The sequence below is a fragment of the Lacinutrix sp. WUR7 genome (assembly GCF_016864015.1).
GTDB lineage: Bacteria > Bacteroidota > Bacteroidia > Flavobacteriales > Flavobacteriaceae > Oceanihabitans.
In genome coordinates, this window is the sequence record NZ_CP045067.1 from 3,604,526 (window position 1) to 3,629,313 (window position 24,788).

At 33.3% G+C, this 24,788-nt stretch carries 23 protein-coding genes; 11 read left to right on the forward strand and 12 right to left on the reverse strand.

The annotated features are described in order from the left end of the window. Positions 1 to 78 precede the first annotated feature (78 nt). Entirely contained in the window at positions 79 to 999 is a 921-nt protein-coding gene (locus FG167_RS15680; RefSeq protein WP_203459154.1) for an AraC family transcriptional regulator, read from the forward strand. A 36-nt stretch (positions 1,000 to 1,035) separates the two neighbouring features. Here FG167_RS15680 and FG167_RS15685 read toward each other — a convergent pair whose 3' ends face one another. Then, positions 1,036 to 2,409, reverse strand: coding sequence for a sodium:alanine symporter family protein (locus FG167_RS15685; protein ID WP_203459155.1), 1,374 nt, complete (start codon positions 2,407 to 2,409; stop codon positions 1,036 to 1,038). 97 nt (positions 2,410 to 2,506) lie between these two features. On the opposite strand from FG167_RS15685, the gene FG167_RS15690 reads away from it, so the two are divergent. After that, the gene (locus FG167_RS15690; protein ID WP_203459156.1) at positions 2,507 to 3,772 is read left to right on the forward strand and encodes a nuclear transport factor 2 family protein; all 1,266 of its coding nucleotides are present in this window, start codon (positions 2,507 to 2,509) and stop codon (positions 3,770 to 3,772) included. Positions 3,773 to 3,827: 55 nt separating this feature from the next. Here the strand turns inward: FG167_RS15690 and FG167_RS15695 are convergent, their stop codons facing one another. Both FG167_RS15695 and FG167_RS15700 read right to left on the reverse strand, forming a co-directional pair. Next, complete coding sequence (locus FG167_RS15695; protein WP_203459157.1) at positions 3,828 to 4,778, reverse strand: phosphoribosylaminoimidazolesuccinocarboxamide synthase; 951 nt, start codon at positions 4,776 to 4,778, stop codon at positions 3,828 to 3,830. A gap of 281 nt (positions 4,779 to 5,059) precedes the next feature. Continuing rightward, a complete protein-coding gene (locus FG167_RS15700) occupies positions 5,060 to 6,016 on the reverse strand; it encodes a PhoH family protein (RefSeq protein ID WP_203459158.1) in 957 nt (318 codons plus the stop codon). A 123-nt stretch (positions 6,017 to 6,139) separates the two neighbouring features. Here FG167_RS15700 and FG167_RS15705 point away from each other — a divergent pair, with 123 nt between their 5' ends. The 6 genes from FG167_RS15705 (at position 6,140) to FG167_RS15730 (ending at position 13,135) form a co-directional block, all read left to right on the forward strand. Next, positions 6,140 to 6,976 (forward strand): S-adenosyl-l-methionine hydroxide adenosyltransferase family protein, encoded by an 837-nt coding sequence (locus tag FG167_RS15705; protein ID WP_203459159.1) that lies wholly within the window; start codon positions 6,140 to 6,142, stop codon positions 6,974 to 6,976. A gap of 147 nt (positions 6,977 to 7,123) precedes the next feature. After that, positions 7,124 to 7,420: a putative quinol monooxygenase gene (locus tag FG167_RS15710; RefSeq protein WP_203459160.1), complete on the forward strand. Its 297-nt coding sequence runs from the start codon at positions 7,124 to 7,126 to the stop codon at positions 7,418 to 7,420. A gap of 97 nt (positions 7,421 to 7,517) precedes the next feature. After that, positions 7,518 to 8,729 (forward strand): TIGR03435 family protein, encoded by a 1,212-nt coding sequence (locus FG167_RS15715; protein WP_203459161.1) that lies wholly within the window; start codon positions 7,518 to 7,520, stop codon positions 8,727 to 8,729. Between the two features lie 102 nt (positions 8,730 to 8,831). Further along, on the forward strand, positions 8,832 to 11,222 hold the full coding sequence (gene gldG / locus FG167_RS15720; RefSeq protein ID WP_203459162.1) for a gliding motility-associated ABC transporter substrate-binding protein GldG: 2,391 nt from the start codon (positions 8,832 to 8,834) through the stop codon (positions 11,220 to 11,222). A gap of 129 nt (positions 11,223 to 11,351) precedes the next feature. After that, a complete protein-coding gene (gene dnaN, locus FG167_RS15725; protein ID WP_203459163.1) occupies positions 11,352 to 12,470 on the forward strand; it encodes a DNA polymerase III subunit beta in 1,119 nt (372 codons plus the stop codon). A gap of 320 nt (positions 12,471 to 12,790) precedes the next feature. Beyond that, positions 12,791 to 13,135 (forward strand): hypothetical protein, encoded by a 345-nt coding sequence (locus FG167_RS15730; protein WP_203459164.1) that lies wholly within the window; start codon positions 12,791 to 12,793, stop codon positions 13,133 to 13,135. Positions 13,136 to 13,243: 108 nt separating this feature from the next. On the opposite strand, the gene FG167_RS15735 is transcribed toward FG167_RS15730, so the two are convergent. The 9 genes from FG167_RS15735 to FG167_RS15775 form a co-directional block, all read right to left on the reverse strand. After that, positions 13,244 to 13,468, reverse strand: a complete 225-nt coding sequence (locus FG167_RS15735; protein ID WP_203459165.1) for a hypothetical protein — start codon at positions 13,466 to 13,468, stop codon at positions 13,244 to 13,246. A 4-nt stretch (positions 13,469 to 13,472) separates the two neighbouring features. After that, complete coding sequence (locus FG167_RS15740) at positions 13,473 to 13,814, reverse strand: DUF4870 domain-containing protein (protein ID WP_203459166.1); 342 nt, start codon at positions 13,812 to 13,814, stop codon at positions 13,473 to 13,475. A 72-nt stretch (positions 13,815 to 13,886) separates the two neighbouring features. Continuing rightward, positions 13,887 to 14,300 (reverse strand): DUF6691 family protein, encoded by a 414-nt coding sequence (locus tag FG167_RS15745; RefSeq protein WP_055443273.1) that lies wholly within the window; start codon positions 14,298 to 14,300, stop codon positions 13,887 to 13,889. A gap of 2 nt (positions 14,301 to 14,302) precedes the next feature. Then, positions 14,303 to 14,857, reverse strand: a complete 555-nt coding sequence (locus tag FG167_RS15750) for a YeeE/YedE family protein (RefSeq protein WP_203459167.1) — start codon at positions 14,855 to 14,857, stop codon at positions 14,303 to 14,305. A gap of 72 nt (positions 14,858 to 14,929) precedes the next feature. Then, positions 14,930 to 15,139, reverse strand: a complete 210-nt coding sequence (locus FG167_RS15755) for a DUF2892 domain-containing protein (protein ID WP_203459168.1) — start codon at positions 15,137 to 15,139, stop codon at positions 14,930 to 14,932. An 18-nt stretch (positions 15,140 to 15,157) separates the two neighbouring features. After that, positions 15,158 to 15,463, reverse strand: coding sequence for a hypothetical protein (locus tag FG167_RS15760; protein WP_055443276.1), 306 nt, complete (start codon positions 15,461 to 15,463; stop codon positions 15,158 to 15,160). 96 nt (positions 15,464 to 15,559) lie between these two features. Further along, positions 15,560 to 18,754, reverse strand: a complete 3,195-nt coding sequence (locus tag FG167_RS15765) for an efflux RND transporter permease subunit (protein WP_203459169.1) — start codon at positions 18,752 to 18,754, stop codon at positions 15,560 to 15,562. Between the two features lie 145 nt (positions 18,755 to 18,899). Beyond that, positions 18,900 to 19,979, reverse strand: a complete 1,080-nt coding sequence (locus tag FG167_RS15770) for an efflux RND transporter periplasmic adaptor subunit (RefSeq protein WP_203459170.1) — start codon at positions 19,977 to 19,979, stop codon at positions 18,900 to 18,902. A 112-nt stretch (positions 19,980 to 20,091) separates the two neighbouring features. Further along, the gene (locus FG167_RS15775) at positions 20,092 to 21,399 is read right to left on the reverse strand and encodes a TolC family protein (RefSeq protein ID WP_203459171.1); all 1,308 of its coding nucleotides are present in this window, start codon (positions 21,397 to 21,399) and stop codon (positions 20,092 to 20,094) included. Positions 21,400 to 21,687: 288 nt separating this feature from the next. Here FG167_RS15775 and FG167_RS15780 point away from each other — a divergent pair, with 288 nt between their 5' ends. From FG167_RS15780 to pncA, 3 genes are all read left to right on the forward strand, one after another. Then, positions 21,688 to 22,686 (forward strand): metal-dependent hydrolase, encoded by a 999-nt coding sequence (locus tag FG167_RS15780; RefSeq protein ID WP_203459172.1) that lies wholly within the window; start codon positions 21,688 to 21,690, stop codon positions 22,684 to 22,686. A gap of 93 nt (positions 22,687 to 22,779) precedes the next feature. Further along, positions 22,780 to 24,177, forward strand: a complete 1,398-nt coding sequence (locus FG167_RS15785) for a nicotinate phosphoribosyltransferase (protein ID WP_203459173.1) — start codon at positions 22,780 to 22,782, stop codon at positions 24,175 to 24,177. Between the two features lie 2 nt (positions 24,178 to 24,179). Beyond that, a complete protein-coding gene (gene pncA, locus FG167_RS15790; protein WP_203459174.1) occupies positions 24,180 to 24,785 on the forward strand; it encodes a bifunctional nicotinamidase/pyrazinamidase in 606 nt (201 codons plus the stop codon). The last annotated feature ends 3 nt before the right edge of the window (positions 24,786 to 24,788 follow it).

Consider the following 24,788-nt stretch of genomic DNA (forward strand, 5'->3'; position numbering starts at 1 on the left):
ACCTTGCACGTATTTATCATAGTTTTGAACATATCTATTATTAACAGATTTGTTAACTAAAATTTTGTAACATTGAGTATGGAATCGTTATTACATCAACATAGAAACCACAGAAAACTCACCACTCTGGTAGAGAATAGAACCACCTATAGTGCAGATTATGCAGAGCTCAATATTTTTGAAACACACGCTTTCGCGGAAAAAATATCCCTAACATTTAACTTTCCTATTATTGCAAGTATGCTTACTGGAAAGAAAATCATGCATATTGACGGTTTTGAACCTTTTGATTTTTTCCCTGGTGAATCTGTAGTCATGCCAACTAATAAGGAAATGGTTATTGATTTTCCAGTGGCAACAAAAGAGAATCCGACGCAATGTTTAGCCTTAGGCATTGATGCTTTTAAAATTGATGAGGTTGTTGAAAAATTCAATCAGCAAGTAGCTATTGAAAATGAAAATAACACTTGGGATTTAGACGAAACCTCTTCACATTTAATAAACAATACCGATGTCAATCATCTAATAGAACGATTAACGTATACGTTTACCAACAATAATAAATCGAAGGATGTATTATTAGATTTAATGATTCAGGAGTTAATTGTTAGGCTGTTGCAAACAAAAGCTAAATCCTTAATAATAAATGATCCGCATCAAGTTTTTAATGATACTAGAATAGGAACGGTTATTAAGTTTATTAAAGAAAATTTAACCAATAAAGACATGTCTGTAGACGTGTTGGCTAAGAAAGCATATATGAGTGCTTCTCACTTTCACAGGCAGTTTAAAAACACATTAGGAATCTCTCCTATTGATTATATAAATTCGGAAAAAATTAAATTTTCAAAAAAACTGATTAAAGAATCTTCCGATTTTAGGATGTCTGAGATTGCTTTTAAATCCGGATTTAATAACACGAGTTATTTTAACAGACAATTCAAAAAAATGGAATTGATGACGCCGCAACAGTTTAAAGCTTCTATTAATAAGGCTTAATTCGCTTTTAGTTCTATGCTTTTATTTTTTTTAAAGTTAACTAGATTTCATTCTTTTAAAATACGCTTTCGCTTCTTTTACTACTCTTGGTGCTAAAATTAAAGTGGCTGTCATAGTTGGTATTGCCATCAATGCAAAAACACCATCTATTAAATTAATCATTAATGCTAACGATGTGGTTGCTCCAAGAATAATACTTAGAATATAAAAATAGTTGTAGTAATGCTTATTCTTTTCTCCGATTAAAAACGACAAACATTTTCCACCATAATAGGCATATGAAAACAAGGAAGACACACTAAAAACCACAATACAAAGCAGCAGTAAATATCTACCATAGGTTGGCATTGCCGCTCCAAAAGCATTTGCTGTTAAACTCACGCCATTCGCTTCGGTAGTTTGCCAAACTCCTGTTACTAAAATTGCCAAAGCAGTAAGCGTACAAACGATCAAGGTATCAATTGCAGGACCTAACATCGCGACTAAACCTTCCCGAATTGGCTCGTTTGTTTTTGCTGCTCCGTGTGCTAAAGGTGCTGTACCAATTCCTGCTTCATTAGAAAATGCACCACGACGAATTCCTAAAATGATTAATCCTCCTAGAAGTCCGCCTAAAAAGGCATCACCTTTATAATTTTCTGCTGTAAAAGCATCGGTAAATATAAGTTTGAAATACGTTGGAACCACTTCCGCATTAGCGAACAAAATAATAAGAATTAGCACAAAATAAAGCAATACCATACTTGGCACTAACCTAGAGGCCACTTTACTAATTCGATTTAATCCACCTAAAATAACCACCGAAGTAATACTAACTAAAATAAGACCAATAATTAAATTAGAAGTGAAATTCACAGCTACACCATTGGGTTTTAAAACAATATCATTAATTGCCTGTGTTAACTGGTTTACATTAAAAACAGGCAACGCGCCTATTAATCCGCAAAGACTAAAAAACACCGCTAAAGGCTTCCAATGTTTCCCTAAACCTTCCATAATAAAATACATGGGTCCGCCTTGCGTATTACCTTCGCTGTCTTTCCCACGATACATAATTGCCAAACTAGAAGTAAAGAATTTTGTAGCCATACCAATAATTGCGCTAACCCATAACCAAAATACAGCTCCTGGCCCGCCAATAGAAATTGCGACTGCTACTCCTGCAATATTTCCCATACCAATGGTAGAAGACAAAGCAGTTGTTAAGGCTTGAAAATGGGTGATTTCTCCTTTATCCTCTGGGTTATCATATTTACCACGAAGTACTTGTATGGCATGACCTAAATAACGAAAGGGTAAAAATCGAGATAAGATTAGAAGATACAAACCTCCTCCAATTAATAAAATGAGTAACGGAAGTCCCCAAACGAATGAGGCAAAATCTGCTATAAATTGATCTAGTTTTTGCAATGGTAGTATTTTTTATAAATGTAATAAAAGCTATTGACTTATAAATTTAATACGCTAATTTAGTTCAGCTAATACTCATCCATCAAAAATCAATCTCATGAAATCATTAAAATTACTATTCTTTTTATGTATTACAGTTTCTTTACATGCTCAAGATCATTCGGAAGAAAAACATTTCAGACATTTAAGATACAATCATGTATCGCCATATATTGTACTTGCAGGAATTCATCCTATTTCAAAAGAAACAGCAAAATCTACATCTCATTACACCTTTATTTATGATAATGAGAATAGGTTAATCGAAATTATTAATTCGCATTATCACACTGAAAAAAAGCATCCTTTAGCTTCTATTGGAGTTTATAAAATGCGTATTACTTATGAAGACAATAAAGAAACAAGGACTTTTTTTGATCCAAACAATAAACCTATTACTAACGACCGAGAAGTGTTTAAAGAAGTATATACCTATGACACTAAAGGAAACAAAATAAAGCTTGCATTTTATGATTTAGACAATAATCCTATAGTATCGAATTGGGAAATAGCTACATATAAATGGACAAAAACAAAAGATGGCATTATTGAAAAACGCTTTAACCTAAAAGATGAAGAAGTTAATGTTTCTCCATATTTTGAATTTGGAACAACATTGATAAAAATGGATAAAAACGGCACTCCAAAAGGACATTATAATTTAAATGACAAACTAGAAATCACAGAAAACATTGTTGGTGTTGCCTCTTATCAAGATACATTTGATGCTATGCAAAATCATGTTAAATATAGCTATCATGATAGTAAAAACAATTTAACAATGAACCAATGGCAATTTTCTATTGGTGAAAAAATATACGATAGTATTGGTAATAATATTCAGCTTAATTATTATGATACCGCTGGAAAATTTATTAGAGATAGGTATGTTTATTCTAACGCTGAAATAGCTTTAAGTAAAGCTACTACTGTAAAAGACTCTACAGAAATCAAAGAAAAAGCACTGGGTTATTTAATTGGTTTACAACAATTAAAACCAGAACTAATGAATGAGGTATTGAATGACAGCTTAAACAAAGTAACCATTGGTTGGGATAGAAGCACAAAAAAAGAATACTCCAAAAGAACCACAAAAGAGCAAATGATTGTCTTTGCAAATTCTTGGAATAAATCGAATACCCAATTCCCTGTTCCACCAAATAACAAAGTGATCATTCTGGATATTTACAATCGTATTGCAAATGTGAAACTAGTATCTGATAATTGGGTAGAATATTTACATCTAATGAAACTAGATGGAAACTGGCAAATTGTGAATTTGATCTGGCAATATAAAGATGTAGATCGTTATCCTAAAGAGTAAGCATAAAAAAAGACCTAGTAATCACTAGGTCTTTTTTTTATAAGTATTATTAATGCTATTTTGCCAAATACGCTAAAACATTTTTCTCAATGCGTTCTTGAATATTAGAAACATCTGCTTTTACAAATGGCTCTCCCATGATTTTTTCATAAAGCTCGATATATCTTTCGGAAACGGTTTCTATATATTCATCGCTCATTACAGGAACAGTTTGCCCTTCTAAACCTTGAAAATCGTTTGCAATTAACCACTGACGTACAAACTCTTTAGAAAGTTGTTTTTGCGCTTCACCTTTATCTTGACGCTCTTGATAACCATCCGCATAAAAATAACGCGAAGAATCTGGTGTATGAATTTCATCAATTAAAACGATTTTGCCGTCTTTAGTTTTTCCGAATTCATATTTAGTATCCACTAAAATCAATCCGCGAGAAGCAGCTATTTCTGTTCCTCGTTGAAATAATTTTCTGGTGTAATCTTCTAAAACAATATAATCTTCTTGAGAAACAATTCCTTTTGCAAGAATATCTTCACGAGAAATATCTTCGTCATGATCTCCCATTTCTGCTTTCGTTGCAGGTGTAATAATTGGCGCAGGAAACTTATCGTTTTCTTTCATTCCTTCTGGCATAGCAACACCACAAAGCATACGTTTTCCTGCTTTATATTCTCTTGCTGCGTGACCAGACATATACCCACGAATTACCATTTCTACTTTAAAAGGCTCACATAAATGTCCGACAGCCACATTAGGATCTGGCGTTGCGGTTAACCAATTTGGCACCACATCTTCGGTAGCTTTCATCATGCTGGTTGCTATCTGGTTTAGTATTTGCCCTTTGTACGGAATTCCTTTTGGCATCACCACATCGAAAGCAGAGAGTCTGTCTGTTGCTATCATGACTAATTCTTGGTCATTAATGTTATAAACAGCTCTTACTTTTCCTTTGTAAAGACTTTTCTGGTTTGGAAAATTAAAGTTGGTATCTGTAATTGTATTACTCATTTTTTTTGCTTTATTTGAGATGCTTCACTTCGACTGCGCTCTGTACAGGCTAGCTCAGCATGACATATAACTATTAGTTGTGTTACTTATTCCTTTTTATAAATTATTGCTTCTGAATTTTAGTACAGAATGACAAAATTAACTTTTTAGTTTCGATTTCCAGCCCTGATTGCAGCGGCATCCTTTTTACGTCAGTTCGAGTGGATTTGCTTTTTTGCAAATTTGTATCGAGAACAAGTAAAAAGATATAGCGGAAAGCAGGTTCCTGGCTTCTAAAAAAATTAACCGTCTAGATTTTCAATATTTCGATATGCTGCGATGACTTTTTTCACTAATTTATGACGAACAACGTCTTTATCATCTAAGAAAACCATGCCAATACCTTCAATATCTTTTAAAACCAATAGCGCTTCTTTTAGTCCTGAAACCGTACGACGCGGTAAATCTATTTGTCCGGGATCACCAGTTAAAAGGAACTTTGCATTTTTCCCCATACGGGTTAAAAACATTTTCATTTGTGCGTGTGTGGTGTTTTGGCCTTCATCTAAAATAACAAATGCGTTATCTAAAGTTCGTCCGCGCATAAACGCCAAAGGTGCAATTTGAATGGTTCCGTTTTCTATATAATGCGCCAACTTTTCTGGAGCAATCATATCGCGTAATGCATCATATAAAGGTTGCATGTACGGATCTAATTTTTCTTTTAAATCTCCCGGAAGAAATCCTAAATTTTCACCAGCTTCTACTGCAGGACGTGTTAAAATAATACGTCGCACCTCTTTATTCTTCAATGCTTTTACTGCTAACGCAACACCTGTATATGTTTTTCCTGTTCCTGCTGGACCGATGGCAAAAACCATATCGTTTTTACGCATAAGCTCTACCAATTTACGTTGGTTTGCGGTTTGGGCTTTAATAATTTTTCCGTTTACACCATGCACTATAGCTTCTCCACTTTTTGCGGTTGTAGCATAATCATCACTAGTATTGCTGGTTAAAACACGTTCAATAACGTTCTCATCTAGCTTGTTATACTTGGCGAAATGTTTTATCAACATGTTGATTCGCCTATTGAACTCGTCCAAAAGCTCTTCTTCTCCGTAAGCCTTAATTTCATTGCCTCTAGCGACAATTTTTAATTTTGGAAAGTGTTTTTTTAATAGTTTAATATTTTCATTTCCAGATCCAAAAAATTCTTTTGGAGTAATTTCTTCAAGTTCAATTATTAATTCGTTCAAAAGCGCATCGATTTAATTATATTAATCTGTTCCATTTTATTAGATTTGTTATCCAATTAGAAAGCTAAACAAACTTAAACAATTTTAAGGTGTGTTATGTTAAAAAAATATCAACAATAATTCATGGCAATAATAACATTAACGACTGACTTTGGTGAGAAAGATCACTTTGCTGGTGCGATAAAAGGAGCTATTTATAGTGAAATTCCTGATGTTAAAATTGTTGATATCTCGCATTCTGTGTCGCCATTTAATATACCAGAAGCGGCATATATCATCCAAAATGCATATAGTAGTTTTCCAAAAGGCACTATTCATTTAATTGGTATTGATGCAGAAATAAATCCGGAAAACAAACACATCGCTGTAAAGTTAGATGGCCATTATTTTATTTGTGCCAATAATGGTATTATGAGTATGATTTGTGCCGAAATTGCGCCAGAGAAAATTGTAGAAATTAATATTCACGATAAAATAGTTACTAGCTTTCCCGTTTTAGATGTGTTTGTAAAAGTAGCATCACATATGGCTCGAGGTGGAACTCTAGAAGTTATAGGAAAAGCAATAACCGATATAAAACCGACAAACAATATACATCCTTTTGTAAACGATGAAAAAACGCAAATTATAGGAAGCATTATTTATATTGATAATTATGGTAATGTGGTTACTAATATTAGAAAATCTTTTTTTGAAGAAATTCACAAAGGTCGTGATTTTGAAATATCTGCTAGAAATTACAAGTTTAAAACCATCCACAAAAAGTATAGTGATATTATAGATTTCGATATTCCGGAAGAAAAAAGACATGATGAAGGACGTGGTGTTGTGGTCTTTAACTCTTCTAACTATTTAGAAATTGCACTCTATAAAAGTAACACAAGTACCGTTGGTAGTGCTGCTACATTAATGGGTTTACAACTTAGAGATACGGTAACTATTAATATTAATAAAGTATAATTTTTTTTGCAGTCGCAGTTTATAGTCATCGTTGGAAGCGTAAAGCAAATAAATTATAGAAAATTAGTTTTGAATTAGAGAAATTCACTTTGAAACTTTTAACTTTTAACTTTTAACTTTTAACTTTTAACTTTTAACTTTTAAAAAATGTTTGTTCGAATTGTAAAAATGAGTTTTGATCCTTCTAAAATTGAAGAATTTTTAGAAAATTTCAATGAAAAGAAAGAATCTATACGAAACTTTGATGGTTGCCGTTTCTTAGAGTTATACCGAGATAAAACAAATCCGAATATATTTTTCACCTATAGTTATTGGGAAGCGGAAGCCGATTTAGAAAATTACAGACAATCGGATTTATTTAAAGATATCTGGGCAAAAACAAAACCATTATTTAATGGAAAACCAGAAGCTTGGAGTGTGGATAAAGTCGCTTCTCTGGAGTAAGGAGTGTTCCGTGTTCCGTGTTCCGTGTTCCGTAAGTGAAAAATCAATATTGGTACCAAAACAAATAAACGCATCAACAAAAACAAATAAATAAAGCATGTTAAAAAGAATATTTATTTTAACCCTAACCATCTGCTTAGTTGCTTGTAAAAAAGAAACACCAATTGCCAAAATTGGAGAGCAAGTTCCTGATTACACATTTAAAAACGTTTTAAACAGTGTGGATAATGAGGTTACCATTCAAGATTTAAAAGGGAAAGTAGTAATCCTAGAGTTTTGGGCAACTTGGTGCGGACCTTGCATTCCTGCAATGAAAAAACTAGATAGCCTTAAAACCGAATTTAAAGACCAAATAGAAGTAATTACTATTTCCACCGAAAATAGCGAACGATTAGAAAAATTCATTAAAAGTACAAATACGAAACTACGAATTGTTTCAGATACCATTCATCAAAATAATTTTAAGTACAAAATAATTCCGCATTCTATAATCATTGATAAAAAAGGTATTGTTAGAGCAATTACAAGTCCAGAAAATATAAATAAAGAAGTTTTAACAGACCTTATTGTTAATGATAAAATTAGTTTAGAAGTTAAAGACGACTATTACATTGATCCAAATTTAGAAGTAAAAACAATAAAATCGATTTCTAATTCAAATTACAGAATAGAATTAAAAACTTTTGACCAAGACAAAAGAGGAGGTTCCCAAGTTTTAAAAGATATAGATGGGAATATTAATGGTGTCGAAATATGGAATAGTACCATTCCTAGATTATACCAAACACTTTTCGATATATCATCGCCAAGTAGAATGGTTTATAAAGACAGTTTAAGCGAAGCCGATTTCCCGTATGATGAAGCACATAAATACAATATGCTTATTGAAGCTTCCTCAAAATATCAAGATAAATGGAAACAAACTGGAATTGATTTTCTGAACCAGCAATTAGGTATAAATGCACAAATGGGAATAGATACTCTTGCCTGTTACGTCTTAAAAAACATAGATAATAGTATTCAAGAATCTTCAGCAAAAGAAACAGAATTCATGTTTATGGGACCAATTCTTAAAACTAAAAAGATTACAATTTCTAAACTTGTAGATTATATAGAAAATTTCAATAAGCTCCCTGTTGTTGACCAAACGGGATTAACTGGAGAATATGATATTGATTTAGATTGGGATTTATCTAATACAGAAACATTTCATGAGGCATTAAAAAAATACGGATTAAAACTTGAAAAATCGGATGAAAAATTACCTGTAAAGGTGATGGAGATTTACAAGAAAAAAACCAAATTATAAAACATTCCTTGCTATCCAAGCGGGACATTTTTTTTAATTGAAATAAAAAAGAAATTAATTACCAAGTCGCTATTCGACTCGTAATGAAAGAATATATATTATATGTTTGCTATACTTAAAAAAGAAATCAACTCCTTCTTCGCTTCACCAATAGGTTATTTGGTGATTGCTATATTTTTATTGCTAAACGGTTTATTCCTTTGGTTATTTAAAGGAGAATTCAATATTCTAGATAATGGTTTTGCCGATTTATCTTCCTTCTTTTTACTAGCACCTTGGATTCTTATTTTCCTAATTCCCGCAGTAACCATGCGCAGTTTTAGTGACGAGAAAAAACAAGGAACGCTAGAACTTTTACTTACCAAACCTATTAGTAAATTACACATTGTACTTGGAAAATATTTTGGCGCATTGGTATTAATATTAATCGCGCTTTTACCAACACTACTTTATGTATATACAGTAAACCAACTTGGTAGTCCGCAAGGAAATCTAGATATTGGTAGCACACTTGGCTCCTATTTTGGCTTATTATTTCTAGTCGCAGCGTATACCGCAATTGGCTTATTTACTTCTAGTATCACTGATAATCAAATTGTAGCATTTATTACTTCGGTATTTTTATGTTTCCTTTTTTATATTGGTTTTCAAGGTATTGCCGACTATATGTCTAGCACTTTTGTAGAGCAATTAGGCATGAGTGCACACTATAAAAGCATGAGTCGTGGTGTTTTAGATACTCGAGATATTGTTTACTTTTTAAGTGTCACTGTTTTATTTATTTTCTTCACTTCTAGAAAAATTCAAACAAAACCATTTGTAAAAAAGGACTATGCAATCTTTCTTTTATTGCCTTTAGGTCTTTTGGTTTTCAATATATTTTCAGCGAAAAGCGGATTATACCAACGCTATGATTTAACGCAAGACAAACGTTATACCATTAGTGATGCTGCTTTACAGATTATAGATAAGGTAGAATCGCCAATTTTAGTAGATGTATTTTTAGAAGGCGAAGATTTTCCTACGGAATTTAGACGACTTAAAAACGAAACGAAGCAACTGCTGGAAGAATTTGAAGCACAGAATGCTAACATCAAATTTCATTTCATCAATCCGATTGCAGACGAAGCAACTCGCGAACGCAGCATGCAACAGTTAAATGATCGCGGTTTAATCCCAATGCAATTAACCGTTCAAGAAAGTGGAAAGTCTAGCCAAGCAGTAATTTTCCCTTGGGCTTTAGCGAGTCATAATGGGGAAACGGTTAAAATCCCTTTAGTAAAAACGAAGATTGGAGCGACACAACAAGAATTAGTAACCAACTCCGTACAGCATTTAGAATATGCTTTTGCCGATGGATTTAGCAAATTAGTAAATCCGAAAAAACGCAAAGTATCCATACTAAGAGGAAATAATCAATTAGAAGATAAATACATTTTCGATTTTGTAAAAACGATTGGCGACTACTATTTTATTGCTCCTTTTACTTTAGATAGCGTTGCAACCAATCCGCAAAAAACATCCAAAGCGTTAAATGCATTCGATTTAATTATTTCGGCAAAACCTACTGAAGCATTCACTGAAAAAGAAAAACTGGTCTTAGATCAATTTACTATGAAAGGCGGAAAAAGCCTTTGGTTAGTAGATGCTGTAGCGATAGAAAAAGACAGCTTGTATAATCCGACAGGAAAAGGTGTTGCAACTGCTAGAAATTTAAATCTTACCGATTTCTTTTTTAAGTATGGTGTTCGTATTAATCCATCTTTGGTAAACGACCTCTACTCTGCTCCAATCACTTTAGCTTCTGGAGAAGGTAGTCAATCGCAATTCCAGCAACTTCCTTGGTACTATTCGCCATTAGTAAATGCAGAAAGTAAGCATGCGATTACCAATAATTTAAATTTGGTGAAGTTTGATTTTGCGAATCCAATAGACACCTTAAAAAACAATATTGATAAGACTATTCTCTTAAAAAGCTCTGTGCTTACTAAGCTAGATGGTACACCACGTGAGGTGAGTTTAGAAATGACACAAAAAGAACCGGACCCTACACAATATGACAAAGGCAGTCAGAATCTTGCGGTGTTGTTAGAAGGAGAATTTACTTCGGTATACAACAATAGAATAAAGCCATTTGCTTTAGAAAACGAATTAAATACCAGCATACCTACTAAAATGATTGTCATTGCAGATGGGGATATTATTAAAAATGATGTGGGTAGAAACGGACCAGAAGAACTTGGTTTTGATAAATGGACTGGACAAACCTACGGAAACAAAGAATTCCTACTAAACGCCGTAAACTACTTATTAGACGACGATGGACTTATAAACATTCGCACAAAAGAAATTGCGGTAGCTTTTTTAGATCCTAAAAAAGTAGCATCCGAAAAAGCAAAATGGCAAATAGTAAATATTCTGTTACCATTAGTTTTATTAGGTGTTTTCGGATTTATTTTTAATTTCTTCCGAAGAAAAAAGTATGCGAAATAGTATCTAGAAAACAATAAAAAGTTTCCTGCCTTCGCAGGAATAAATGTTAATAAGTTTGTTTCCATTTTCACTAGCTTTAGAATATATTTGTATCTATTCAATATTGAAACGAATTAACGTATTATATACATGAAATTTATAGTATCAAGTACCTATTTACTAAAACAATTACAAGTTCTTGGAGGTGTAATTAACAGCTCGAACACTTTACCGATTTTAGATAATTTTCTATTCGAATTAAATCATAACGAACTAACAGTTTCTGCAAGTGATTTAGAAACTACCATGTCTTCTAAACTAGATGTAGAAAGTGATAATGAAGGTAGCGTTGCAGTTCCTGCTCGTTTACTTTTAGACACTTTAAAGACTTTTCCGGAGCAACCGTTAACTTTTGTTGTAGAAGAAAATAACACGATAGAAATTAGCTCTAACCATGGTAAGTATGCATTAGCATATGCAGATGGTGCTGAGTTTCCAAAAGCTGTAGCATTAGAAAACCCTAGTTCGACAACCATTTCTGGAGATATTTTAGCAACAGCAATTAGCAAAACTATTTTTGCTGCTGGAAACGATGATTTACGTCCGGTAATGAGTGGTGTGTTTTTTCAGTTCTCTACAGAAGGTTTAACCTTTGTTGCAACAGATGCACATAAACTAGTAAAATACACGCGTGCAGATGTACAAGCTAGCCAAGTTGCAGAATTCATTATGCCTAAAAAACCTTTAAATCTTTTAAAAGGAATTTTAGCTGCTAGTGATGATGCTGTAACTATTGAATACAACGACTCTAATGCGAAGTTTACTTTTGAAAACACCGAATTAGTTTGTAGATTAATTGATGGAAAATATCCGAACTACGAAGCAGTAATTCCTAAAGAGAATCCGAATAAATTAAGTATTGACAGAACACAATTTTTAAACTCTGTGCGTCGTGTTAGTATTTTCTCTAACAAAACAACACACCAAATACGTTTAAAAATTGCTGGAGCAGAACTTAATATTTCTGCTGAAGATATCGATTATTCTAACAAAGCAGAAGAACGTTTAACTTGTGATTATCAAGGGGATGATATGCAAATTGGTTTTAACTCTCGTTTTTTAACAGAGATGTTAAACAATCTAACTTCAGACGAAGTACAATTAGAAATGAGTTTACCAAACAGAGCTGGAATTTTAACTCCTGTAGATGGATTAGATGAAGGAGAACAAGTTACTATGTTAGTAATGCCTGTGATGTTAAATAGCTAGTAAATTCCTGCGAAGGCAAGAATCTATTTACAGAGAACACAAAATATATTATTAAACTAAAGCGCACTCTTAGAATGCGCTTTTTTTGCTTTTAGAACGGATTTATTAAACCTAATAATTGAGATTCCTGCCTTCGCAGGAATTATGTTATTAAACTAAAACGCATTCTTAGGATGCGCTTTTTTTGTTTATTACATTATTATCCAGTTACTATTTTAATATTGTGCTCTTTTCATTACTTTTACGCGTACCAATAACCTCATAATGATTCCCTTAAATCTAGTGATTGGTATTTTATTAAATTAATTAATCTAACAATAATGAAAAGTAGAATACATCTATTCTTACTGGTGATACTTTGCGCTTTACAGTTCTCTTGTAAAGATAGTAGCAATGCCTTAATTGGAGAATGGTTACGCCATGATTTTAAGGCCAATTCTGAATACAAATTAACTTTTGAGGAAAACAATACTGGATACATAGTAGATCAACAAACTACAGGACAAGGTATTATTTCTAATATTGTTTCTATAGACTGGAAAGTCGATAAGGATAAATTAACCATAACTCAAAATGACAAAGACATAGTCACCACTTTTAAGTTTACCTCGAATGGTAATCTATTATTGTCAGATTTTTCAGCATTCGATTTTATAAAGCAATAATGGCTTTAGCATGCTTTATATAAAATAAAAAACGCAACCTTTTCAGGTTGCGTTTTTCTTTATCTAAGTAATTAACTAACTAATAAAATTAAAAGATAAAGGTATTTATTATGATGTTTTATTTTCTTCTATGTTTGTTTTTTCAAGTATTAGGCTTCCGTAAATAATGGCTATTATAAGACCTAAAATCATTCCTATAATTATTCCGTAACTAACCCAAGTGGAAACATCGTTCTTTATACTTCCTATAACTGCTCCCGTAGTTACTCCAAAAGAAGAACCTAATGCGATTCCTAGTCCAATATATTTTGTGAACTTGCTTTCCTTTTTCATATTCCTAATTAATAAAATTAAAAGATAAAGGATAGGTTGGTGTTTCCCCATTACTTGCTTTAATAGCATTTATAATAGGAAAGATTATAGATATAATTCCTAAAACCATAAAACCTAAAAGTCCTAATCCGAATAAAAGAATTAATGGCACGCAAATTATACAATATACAATTAAGCTCAACTGAAAATTAATGATGTTTTTACCATGCACATCCATTTGCTGTACTTTTTCTTTTTGAGTAACCCAAAGAATAAGCGGAAGAATTAAACTACCAAAACCAGTAACTAATGTAATTAATTGGCTTAAATGGGTAATAACTAAAAGTTGTTTGTCTTCTCTTTTCATGATGATTGATTTATTGATTGATACTTATAGGACGCACCGAATCATAAAATGTTACAACAATCCATAAAAAAATTAATGCGGCAGTTTCTCTTTTAATACACCATAAAGAAAAGTACCAAGTACTGCCGAGGCTAATACAATGAGTATTGGAACAAAACCAGCACCGACAAGCACAAAAATGGGTCCCGGACATGCGCCAGCTAAAGCCCAACCAAGTCCAAAAATGATTCCACCAATCATATACCTCGAAAATGATTTTTCTTTAGGAAGGATCACAATGGGATTACCATCTATAGATTTTATTTTATAATGTTTTATTACTTGCACAAATACGATTCCGAAAGCTAAAGCCGTTCCTATGATTCCATACATGTGGAAGGATTGAAACTGAAACATTTCGTAAATACGAAACCACGAAGCAGCTTCCGATTTGTACATAATTATTCCGAAGAAAAAACCAACAAGGATATATAAAATGCTTTTCATCTTTAAAATATTAGAGGGAATAATAAATGAACCATAGCCAATCCGCCAATAAAAAAGCCAATAACAGCAATTAAGGAAGGCAATTGTAAATTACTTAAACCAGAAATAGCGTGACCAGAAGTACAACCTCCAGCATAACGAGCGCCAAAACCAATGAGTACCCCTCCAACTATTAAAATAAGTATCGTTTTTATATCGCTTAAAGCGGAAATAGAGAATAACTCTCTAGGCATATATTGATTTTCAGTAGAAATATTTATGCTTGCTAAAGATGCTTTTGTAGCTTCACTAATTGCAGGCATTTCCCCATTAGATAAATAATGAGAAGCGACAAAACCGCCTAGAATAGCTCCTACTACCACCAATAAATTCCATTTATCAGATTTCCAATCGGATTGAAAAAAAGGACTTACTTTTCCTGCACCACAAGCAGCACAAAAAGTTTTTAAGTTAGAGGACATTCCAAATTTTTTCCCCATTAACAATAGGATTAGCATGGTGCACGCTATTAAAAAGCCCGAAAGATACCAAGGCCAAGGTTGTAAGAAAAATTCCATAAATAAATTTTCGGCAAAAGTACATGCTAAAAATCTATTTATAGAACTTATATCTAATAAAAATATGGAGTTTTATTTTACACTACAACTTGCTCCTTCTTTTTTAATACCGAACTTTACTAATATTGTTTCTAACAAACACCATTTTGTAAAAGCCGATTGTATTAAATTCACGCCAATAAACACGGTAAACCACATCCATTTTGGACTCACATATACAGAAAGCACAACGCTTAACAAAACCATTACACCTACTATAACTCTAAAATATGTATTTAACATTTTAATTAATTTTTAAATTTATATAAATTTCTCAATAGGAACCACTACCGCTTTTAAAGGAGTTTTAGTTTCTAGATTTGAATTAAATTCTTTTATTAAAAGAAATAAAGCATCAATATTTTCGTCTTCAGTAAAAGAAAAAAACAGACTCGATTCATTCCCTCCTTTTTCTGCTGAAAACCAATTTGAAGCCATTAATAACGAGGATCCATTTTTGTATCCTTCGATATCAGAACTACTAAAGTTTTCAATATTTGCTTTTTTGAAAAGCTTTAAAACCTCTTTTTCAAATTCTTCTACCGCTGTAACAATTACTAATTTCATTTGTTTACAATTTATTGTCCGTTCGAGCGCATTCGAAAACTCTTTTCAACTAATTCGCTAAATATAGATCTCGACCGCGTTCGACTAGACAAGTTATTATTTAAAATTCTTTTTCTCTATCATATAGTAAACTAATGGAACCACCAATAAAGTCAGCACGGTAGACACAATAGTTCCTCCCATTAACGAGATTGCTAATCCTTGAAAAATGGGATCAAACAGTATCACGAATGCACCAATAACCACCGTTCCTGCTGTTAATAGAATTGGCGTTGTACGTACTGCTCCTGCTTCAATACAAGCTTGTTTTAGTGGTACACCTTCCGTAGTTCTTAGGTTAATAAAGTCAATAAGTAATACGGAATTTCTAACCATAATTCCAGCTAAAGCAATCATACCTATAAAAGAAGTTGCTGTAAAAAATGCGCCCATTATCCAGTGTCCCAGAATAATTCCGATTAAGGATAAAGGAATAGCAACCATCATTACAATTGGTGCTTTAAAGTTTTGAAACCAACCTACAATTAAGATATATATTAAGATAATAGCTCCTAAAAAGGCAATTCCTAAGTCTCTAAAAACTTCTAAAGTAATTTGCCATTCTCCATCCCATTTTACCGTATAATTATCTTCAAAATCAGGTTGCCCTAAATACATTTCGTTTAATTCATAACCTTTTGGTAATGGAATTTCTTTCAACTTTTCTTCCATTCCAAGAATAGCATACGCCGGACTTTCTAATTCTCCTGCCATATCTGCCATCACATACACCACGCGTTTTTGGTTTTTACGGTAAATGCTTTTTGCTGCAGTCGTTTCCGTAATGGTTACCAAATCTGCAATAGGCACCATATTACCTTGTTTCGATTTCACCTTTAATTGTGAAATATCACTTATGGTCGATTTTTCCTTTTCATCTAAAGCCAATACCAAACCAACTTGGTTCACCGCATTTTCATCATATAACGTTGTAATCGCTCTATTAGACAATGCCATATTCATGGTATATGCAATTTGCTGTGGTGCTACACCATACAACATTGCTTTTTCTTTATTAATATCGAATTGATATTCGGTTTGATCTGCTTCCACCATCCAATCAATATCTACCACATCCGCCGTGTTTTTTAATATATCCTGAACGCTATTGGCTATTCTAATCTGCTCATTATAATCTGGTCCATACACTTCTGCAACAATAGTGGACATAACTGGTGGTCCTGGTGGCACTTCTACCAATTTAATATTTGCGTTATACTTCGCTGCAATCTTCTGAATGTCTGGACGCATTAACTTAGCAATATCATGACTTTGCGCGGTACGTTCTTCTTTATCAATTAAATTCACTTGAATATCTGCCATATTTGATCCGCCACGTAAATCGTAATGACGTACCAAACCGTTGAAAGTAATTGGAGCTGAAGTACCTACATAATTTTGATAATTCACTACTTCTGGTCGCGTAGATAGGTATTGCGATACTTCTTGTGCTACAACTCCTGTTCGCTCTAAGGTGGTACCTTCTGGCATATCGATCACTACTTGAAATTCATTTTTATTATCAAAAGGCAACATTTTTACTGCAACCGATTTAGTAAAAAATAATACCATCGTTGCCATTAACACCAAAAATGTTCCTCCTAAAAACAACCAACGTTTTGCTTTACTTTCTAATAACGGACGCTCAAACCTATTATAAATTCTATAAATAAGCGTGTCTTCAACCGCTTTTTCTGGTTTCTCTTCTGCTCCTTTTTTATCTTTTTCTCTTAAGAAAATATAGCCTAAATATGGCGTGATCGTTAATGCTACAAACAAGGATAATATCATAGCTATCGATGCACCAATTGGCATTGGCGCCATATACGGACCCATTAATCCGGAAACAAAAGCCATAGGTAAAACAGACGCTATTACCGTAAATGTTGCTAAAATGGTTGGATTCCCAACTTCATTTATCGCATACAAAGCGGCTTGCTTAAATGGCAAGCGTTTCATCTTGAAATGCCTGTGCATATTTTCGGCAATAATAATCGAGTCATCCACCACAATTCCGGTTACAAATACTAAAGCAAATAAAGTAATACGGTTTAGTGTATAATCCATCATATAGTAACTCAATAAGGTCAAAGCAAACGTAATTGGAACGGATAAAAACACGACCAATCCGCCTCGCCATCCCATTGCTAGCATCACCACAAGGGTTACAGCAAAGATAGAACCAATAAGGTGCCAAAGTAATTCGGATACTTTATGCGATGCTGTTTCCCCATAATTTCTAGTCACTTCCACATGTACATCATCCGGAATTAAAGTAGTACGTAAATGATCCACTTTATCAATAATAACTTCTGCAATTTTCATCGCATCTGCTCCTTTTCTTTTTGCTACTGAAATAGTTACTGCAGGATATTCCGATTTATAATCTGCCGATTTCACACTTCCTTTTCCGTAACCTAAACTCACATAATTTTGTGGTACTTCTGGTCCATCAATAATTTTAGCGACTTGTTTTAAATATATGGGCTGATTTTGTTGCACACCAACTACTAAATTTTCAACATCTGTAACCGAAGCTAAAAAAGCTCCTGTATTTACTAAAAATTCGGTATCATTTTTATCAAAACTACCAGCACTTAATTGGCTGTTATTCGCTTTAATCATTTCTGAAACCGATAAGAAATCCAATCCGCTTGCAGCCAACTTATCTTTGTCTAGAACCACCCGTAATTGACGATCTCTACCACCAATTTTATGCGTAACAGCGACGTCGTTAATCTTTTTAATTTCAGCTTCCAACTCTTGCCCCATTTGATTTAACTGGTAATCGTCGTAATTTTCACTCCACAACGTTAAACCCAACATTGGCACATCATCAATAGCACGTGTTTTCACCAATGGAAACGTAACACCAGCAGGCATTTGATCCATGTGCTTATTAATTTCGTTGTATAATTTCACAAAAGAGCGTTCAATATCTTCGCCAACATAAAACTGTACAATGACCATTCCTTGCTCTTTCATCGACGTAGAATACACATATTCTACCCCTTTAATATTCGATATTAATTGCTCTAAAGGCTTAATCACACGCGACTCTACTTCCGTAGGACTTGCTCCAGGATATCCCACAAAAATGTCTGCCAATGGCACATCAATTTGTGGTTCTTCTTCACGCGGAATTAAAAACGAACTGTACACACCAACCACCATAAATACAATCATTAAAAGCACTGTAAGCTTCGATTGCATAAAGACTTTGGCAATTTTACCTGCGATTCCTTCTTTCATAATTATTACTTTTTTTTCATTCCCACGAAAGTGGAAAACTTATATTTTTTTGGGCGTTTTAACAGGCTATGCGTTACAATCTTTTTTTACCATATATGGTAGCAAAAAAAGGATTTCCACTGCTATCCTTAACGCAACTTATTAGTTATTGAATGGTGATTTTCGCTCCATTAAACAGTTTGCCTTCAGCCGAAACAATGTAAGCCTCGTCTGCATTTAAACCAGACAATACTTCTACTTGATTACCAAAAGTTCGACCTAAGCGCAACCAACGTAATAATGCTGTATTACTCTGACTTACAGTATACACTCCAGATAATTGTCCGTTGGTTACAATAGCCTCGGTAGGAATTAAAACCATAGATGACGTTGCTTTTCTTTCCACAGGAAATTGCACCGTGGTAAACATGCCTGATAAAATATTGGCATCTGTTTTATCTAAATCTATTTTTACTAAATATTGTCCGCCAGTATTTTTAGCAGATGTACTTACTTCTGCTACTTTTCCTTTTATGGTTTTATTAATCGATTTCACCAATACATCCACTGCAGTTCCTTTGTTAATAGCAGAAATTTCCGTTTCAGGAACCATTGCCATCACTTCAAAATTTCCAGGCGTTTCTATACTTATTAATGATACTCCAGGATTAGCCATATTACCAGCTTCCACATTTTTACTAGTCACCGTTCCGCTAAAAGGTGCAGTTATATTACTATATGCAAATTGAGCGTTGATTTCGTTTTTCATTTGATTGGCTGCTTCTACTCTAGCTTTTGCCATTTCATAATTAGCAGTCATATCATCCATTTCTTTTTGCGATGCGCTATTATCTGCGAACAGATTTTTAAAACGATTGTAATCTTTTTGCGCATTTTTTAAAGCAGCATTAGCTTCTGTTATTCCTGCATTTACTTGTGCTCTTTTGGCTTGTAAATCGCTATTATTAATCGATATTAATAATTGACCTTTACGCACTTTATCTCCAACGTTAACGTGTACTTTATTTACATAACCCATCATTCTAGTGCTTAAATCGGCACTATTCGTGGCTTGTATTTTTCCGCTTACAGACAAAAAAGGACTACTTCCATTAGTTGTTACTTGGCTCGTTTTCACGCTAATTGCTGGCGAATTATCTACAACTGGCTTTTTGTCTTCGCTACCACAACTAATTAAGAATAATAATGCTGTGGATATTGTTAATAGGTATAAGTGTTTTTTCATTTTATTAGTTTTTATTTTAATACCTAAAAGATTTTTAAAACCTTGAAGGATAATTATTTTTACGTTAGTTATTTACTTACTGAAAACTGAGACTGAATACTGCAAACTATTTTTATTCTTTAGTTAAAAATTGTACATATGCTTGTGCGTAATTGTATTCAAAAATGGTTTGGTAATATTCCAATTGCTTTTGTGCATATTGCGTTTCGGCTAGTAATAAATCAGAAGTTTTTTCTAAACCTTCCTTGAATCTATTTGTTCGAATTCGTAAAGATTCTTCCGATTGTTCTAATGCTAAAGTTGTTAATTCTAGCTTATTCTCGGCATCAGTAAAAGCACGTTTCGCTTTGTTTAATTCTAAATTACTTTGTGATACATATTGTTTGTATTCTAATTTCGATTTTTCGAATTCGGATTTACTTTTTTGTGCTTTGCCAAAACGTTTGGAACCTTGAAAAATATCCCAACTTAATTGTGCTCCAAATAAATAACCATTTGCATCGCCTTGAAAAATTTGATCATCATACAACTCGTAACTTCCAAAAGCATTCAATCTTGGTAAAAACGCCATTTTATCTGCTTTATTCATCGCTTCGTATGCACTCGAAGCTAATTGCATCGCTTTAATATCCGAACGGTTTTCGGAAATCTTTTTATCTTCCAAAGCAAAGGTTGTAATCACCAATTCATCTGTTGGTATGTACACCACATAGTTTTCATCACTCATTAAAAAAGACAAATAATTGGATGCATTTTGCACATTACTCTTAGCAGTTTGTAATTGGTTTTGAACTTCGGTAACGCGTACTTCTACATTCAATACATCTGCACGTTGCAAATAGCCTTGTTTAAAGCTATCGTCTGCTAATTTTTTATTGGCATTTGCAGCAACTAACGCTTTTTCTAAAACGGCAACGGCCTTATATGCTAATTGTAATTGCATGTATGCCTTGTCTACCTCAAACACTAAATAATCCTGTGTACGCTCTGTCTTTAAAGACATCGCTTCCATTTTGGATTTGGCCGCTTTACGCTGATAGATGCCATCGACATTAATTAATGGCTGCTGAATTTCGAATTTTGTTGCGTAGTTTTCAATCTGAGAAGGATTGTTTAATAATGCTGGACTAAAATCATTTTGAGTTAGTATTTCTTGATTCAATTTAGAACCAAAAGCCATTAACGGATTTGTAGTTGCAATCCCTGTATGACTAGCTGAAATGTTTGGTAAAAACACGGCGTTTGTTTGTCGGTAATCGGCTTTGGCAATATTAAAATCTTCTTCCGAAATTTTAATACTCGTGTTATCCTCCGATACTTTAGTCAAAACTTCCGTTTTTGCAATAGGTACGACTTCTTGTGCTTGCACTGAAAGTGTTAATCCTAAAAGCAATATTGATATATAAATATAGTTTTTCATTAATTATTAGTTTACAGTACAAAAATAGTTCAGGAATATACTTTTGTCAGTAACATAGGTTACTTAAGAAAAGCAATTTGAATTAAGACATTTTTAATTGTTCTAAATTAAAATAAACAAAAAGTATACACACTGATAATTATCATATAAAATACTGACTATTACATAGTTTCTAAAAAGCCAAAGAAAAACAGGATGATAAACACCTTTTATTAAACAAGCTAAAAAGCAACTTAAAAACAAAGTATTGGTATAAATATATTGGTATCCCTTACTTTTGTTTGTTATATGGATTCATTAACACAAATAGTATTAGGAGCAGCTGTAGGAGAAGCTGTTTTAGGTAAAAAAGTTGGAAACAAAGCCATGCTTTATGGTGCTATTGCAGGAACTATTCCAGATTTCGATGTGTTTGCTTCTTATTTTACAGACACCGTTTCTGCTCTTGCTATACATCGCGGATTTACACACTCTATTGTGTTTTCGGTACTTTTCGCTCCCCTATTTGGTTGGATTGTTTCCCGATATGAGACTTATAAAAATTTCAAAAATTGGTCTTGGTTATTCTTTTGGGCATTTGTAACCCATCCTATTCTAGATGCACATACTACTTGGGGAACACAATTGTTTTGGCCTTTGGATTTACGATTAGCTTTTAAAAGCATATTTGTAATTGATCCATTATACACCCTACCTTTCTTAGTGTTTTTAATTTTGGCAATGCGACAAAAACGCACTTCTGAAAAACGACGTTTTTATAACAAAATGGGATTGATAGTAAGCACATCTTATTTGGCTTTAACCTTAGTTTTAAAATGGATTTCCTATACGAAATTTGAATCTGCTTTAGCTACCCAAAACATAGCGTATTCAGATATGGACACGAGACCTTCTCCTTTAAACACCATACTTTGGAGTGCCAATGTGCAAACCGAAGATGCATATTTACTTGGAAATTATTCGTTTTTTGATTCGCAACCAATTACTTTTGAAAGCTACCCTAAACATCATGAATTATTAGGAAATCTAGTTGAAGATGAAAGCGTAAAACGTATGATTACTATTACCGAAGGCTGGTATACCATCAATAAAAAAGACGATACACTTTTTTTTAATGATTTACGGTTTGGCTTGTTAAGTTTAACACCAAAATCCGACAACTTTGTTTTTAAATACAGACTAGATGTAGATGCTTCTGGAAAGGTTGTATTTACAGAAGAACCTAAAAATAATCGGGAAGGCAAAAAACTGCTAACCGAATTATGGCAACGATTAAAAGGGAATTAATTGCAACGAAACTATTAACTAATAACCTCTTTCAAATTTGGAATGAGAAGTCTTTCAAATTTTGAATATCTTGTAAACTAAACTTATACATTTATGGACATTACTGCTGCTTATACCGATCTATATCAAATTACCATGGCGCAAGTCTACTTTGTTACCAAACCAAATGGTAACGCTGTCTTTGATTATTATTATCGTCGTAATCCTTTTGATAATGGCTATGCCATATTTGCAGGTTTAGAAGATGTTTTAGATATTCTGGAGTCGCTTAAATTCTCCGATTCTGATATCTCTTACTTAAAGCAAAAGGGTTTTGAAAATGAGTTTTTAGAGTACTTGAAAAATTTCAGCTTTAAAGGCAGTATTCGCTCTAGTAAAGAAGGTGATATTGTTTTTCCTAACCGTCCTATTTTACAAGTAGAAGCCAATATTATAGAAGCACAAATCATAGAAACACTTTTACTTAATATTCTTAATTTTCAAACCTTAATCGCAACCAAGGCAAGCAGAATACGATACAGTGCTAAAGATGCTATATTATTAGATATGGGATTACGTCGCGCACATGCTACTGGAGGCTATTATGCGTCTAGAGCTGCTGCAATTGGCGGTTTTGATAGTACTAGTAATGTGAAAGCAGCAGAAGATTACAATATTCCATCTACAGGAACAATGGCACATTCTTTTATACAGAGTTATGATAATGAATTAGAGGCTTTTCGCGATTTTGCACAAGTACGACCTAAAAACTGTGTGCTGTTAATAGACACGTACAATACTTTAAAACTAGGGCTTCCAAATGCTATTATAGTCGCAAAAGAAATGGAAGAAAGAGGAGATAAATTGTTTGGAATACGTTTGGATAGTGGTGATTTAGCGTATTTATCCAAAAAAGCGAGAGCCATTTTAGATGCTGCCGACTTGGGTTATGTGAAAATTGTAGTTTCCAATCAGTTAGATGAATTTGTTATCAAAAGTTTAAAAGAACAAAACGCACCAATTGATGTATTTGGTGTAGGGACTAACCTAGTTACCGGAAGACCGGATGCAGCTCTAGATGGTGTCTATAAATTATCCGAATATAATGGGGCTCCAAGAATTAAACTCTCGGAAAATATTATAAAAGTATCACTACCTTTTAAAAAGCAAGTGTATCGAATGATAGATGCCGATGGTATGTTTTATGGTGCAGATGCGGTGGCTATATATTCTGAAGGTGAGATTAACAAAATGGAACACCCTTTTGATATTACGAAACAAATAGATATTACCCTGCTAAAAAAAGAACCTCTATTAGAATTAGTCATGGAACATGGTAAACGTGTCGTACCTGCTAGAACAGTTACGGAAATTTCAAAATATTCACAATCCCGTTTAGAAAAACTTCCAAATGAATATAAACGTTTTCAAAATCCGCATATCTATAAAATAGGACTTAGCAGTCAGCTTAAAAGCGAACGAAATGATCTAATTAACCAACATAAAAGCTAAATATGAAAACACTTCTAGTCATTGATGCACAAAATGATTTTATGCCTGGTGGATCCCTTGCGGTACCCAACGGTAATAAAATTGTTCCTGTAATAAATAGTATACAAGATACATTTGATTTGATAGTAGCTACGCAAGATTGGCACCCAAAAGCGCATTCCAGTTTTGCTATAAATCATGATGGGAAATCGGATTTTGAGAAGATAGAATGGCGAGGAAAAATGCAAACCTTATGGCCAGAACATTGCATACAAGGTAGCAAAGGTGCAAAATTGCATCCCGAATTAAACACTACAAAATACGAAGCTATTTTTAGAAAAGGAACCGATAAAAACATCGATAGTTATAGTGCCTTTTATGATAATAACCATTTAAAACCAACTGGATTAACCGGTTATTTAAAAGAAAAAGGAGCATCGCAACTCTATTTTTGTGGTCTTGCTTCCGATATTTGTGTTTACTTTTCTATTTGTGACGCCATCAAAGAAGGGTTTGAATGCTTTTTTATTGAAGATGCTTCAAAAGCACTAGATATAGAAGCATTTGAAAATATTAAGACCAAGATGATTGCTATGGGAGTACATATGATAACATCTGCATCTTTATAAAAC

Coding starts and splice junctions, on each gene's coding strand:
- FG167_RS15735 (WP_203459165.1), bottom strand. CDS start 13,468: ATGAAAAAGGAAAGCAAGTTCACAAAATATATTGGACTAGGAATCGCA.
- FG167_RS15695 (WP_203459157.1), bottom strand. CDS start 4,778: ATGAGTAATACAATTACAGATACCAACTTTAATTTTCCAAACCAGAAA.
- FG167_RS15785 (WP_203459173.1), top strand. CDS start 22,780: ATGGACATTACTGCTGCTTATACCGATCTATATCAAATTACCATGGCG.
- FG167_RS15740 (WP_203459166.1), bottom strand. CDS start 13,814: ATGAAAAGAGAAGACAAACAACTTTTAGTTATTACCCATTTAAGCCAA.
- FG167_RS15765 (WP_203459169.1), bottom strand. CDS start 18,754: ATGAAAGAAGGAATCGCAGGTAAAATTGCCAAAGTCTTTATGCAATCG.
- FG167_RS15715 (WP_203459161.1), top strand. CDS start 7,518: ATGTTAAAAAGAATATTTATTTTAACCCTAACCATCTGCTTAGTTGCT.
- FG167_RS15775 (WP_203459171.1), bottom strand. CDS start 21,399: ATGAAAAACTATATTTATATATCAATATTGCTTTTAGGATTAACACTT.
- FG167_RS15705 (WP_203459159.1), top strand. CDS start 6,140: ATGGCAATAATAACATTAACGACTGACTTTGGTGAGAAAGATCACTTT.
- gldG (WP_203459162.1), top strand. CDS start 8,832: ATGTTTGCTATACTTAAAAAAGAAATCAACTCCTTCTTCGCTTCACCA.
- FG167_RS15755 (WP_203459168.1), bottom strand. CDS start 15,139: ATGTTAAATACATATTTTAGAGTTATAGTAGGTGTAATGGTTTTGTTA.
- FG167_RS15745 (WP_055443273.1), bottom strand. CDS start 14,300: ATGAAAAGCATTTTATATATCCTTGTTGGTTTTTTCTTCGGAATAATT.
- FG167_RS15780 (WP_203459172.1), top strand. CDS start 21,688: ATGGATTCATTAACACAAATAGTATTAGGAGCAGCTGTAGGAGAAGCT.
- FG167_RS15750 (WP_203459167.1), bottom strand. CDS start 14,857: ATGGAATTTTTCTTACAACCTTGGCCTTGGTATCTTTCGGGCTTTTTA.
- FG167_RS15680 (WP_203459154.1), top strand. CDS start 79: ATGGAATCGTTATTACATCAACATAGAAACCACAGAAAACTCACCACT.
- FG167_RS15710 (WP_203459160.1), top strand. CDS start 7,124: ATGTTTGTTCGAATTGTAAAAATGAGTTTTGATCCTTCTAAAATTGAA.
- FG167_RS15760 (WP_055443276.1), bottom strand. CDS start 15,463: ATGAAATTAGTAATTGTTACAGCGGTAGAAGAATTTGAAAAAGAGGTT.
- dnaN (WP_203459163.1), top strand. CDS start 11,352: ATGAAATTTATAGTATCAAGTACCTATTTACTAAAACAATTACAAGTT.
- FG167_RS15690 (WP_203459156.1), top strand. CDS start 2,507: ATGAAATCATTAAAATTACTATTCTTTTTATGTATTACAGTTTCTTTA.
- FG167_RS15730 (WP_203459164.1), top strand. CDS start 12,791: ATGAAAAGTAGAATACATCTATTCTTACTGGTGATACTTTGCGCTTTA.
- FG167_RS15770 (WP_203459170.1), bottom strand. CDS start 19,979: ATGAAAAAACACTTATACCTATTAACAATATCCACAGCATTATTATTC.
- pncA (WP_203459174.1), top strand. CDS start 24,180: ATGAAAACACTTCTAGTCATTGATGCACAAAATGATTTTATGCCTGGT.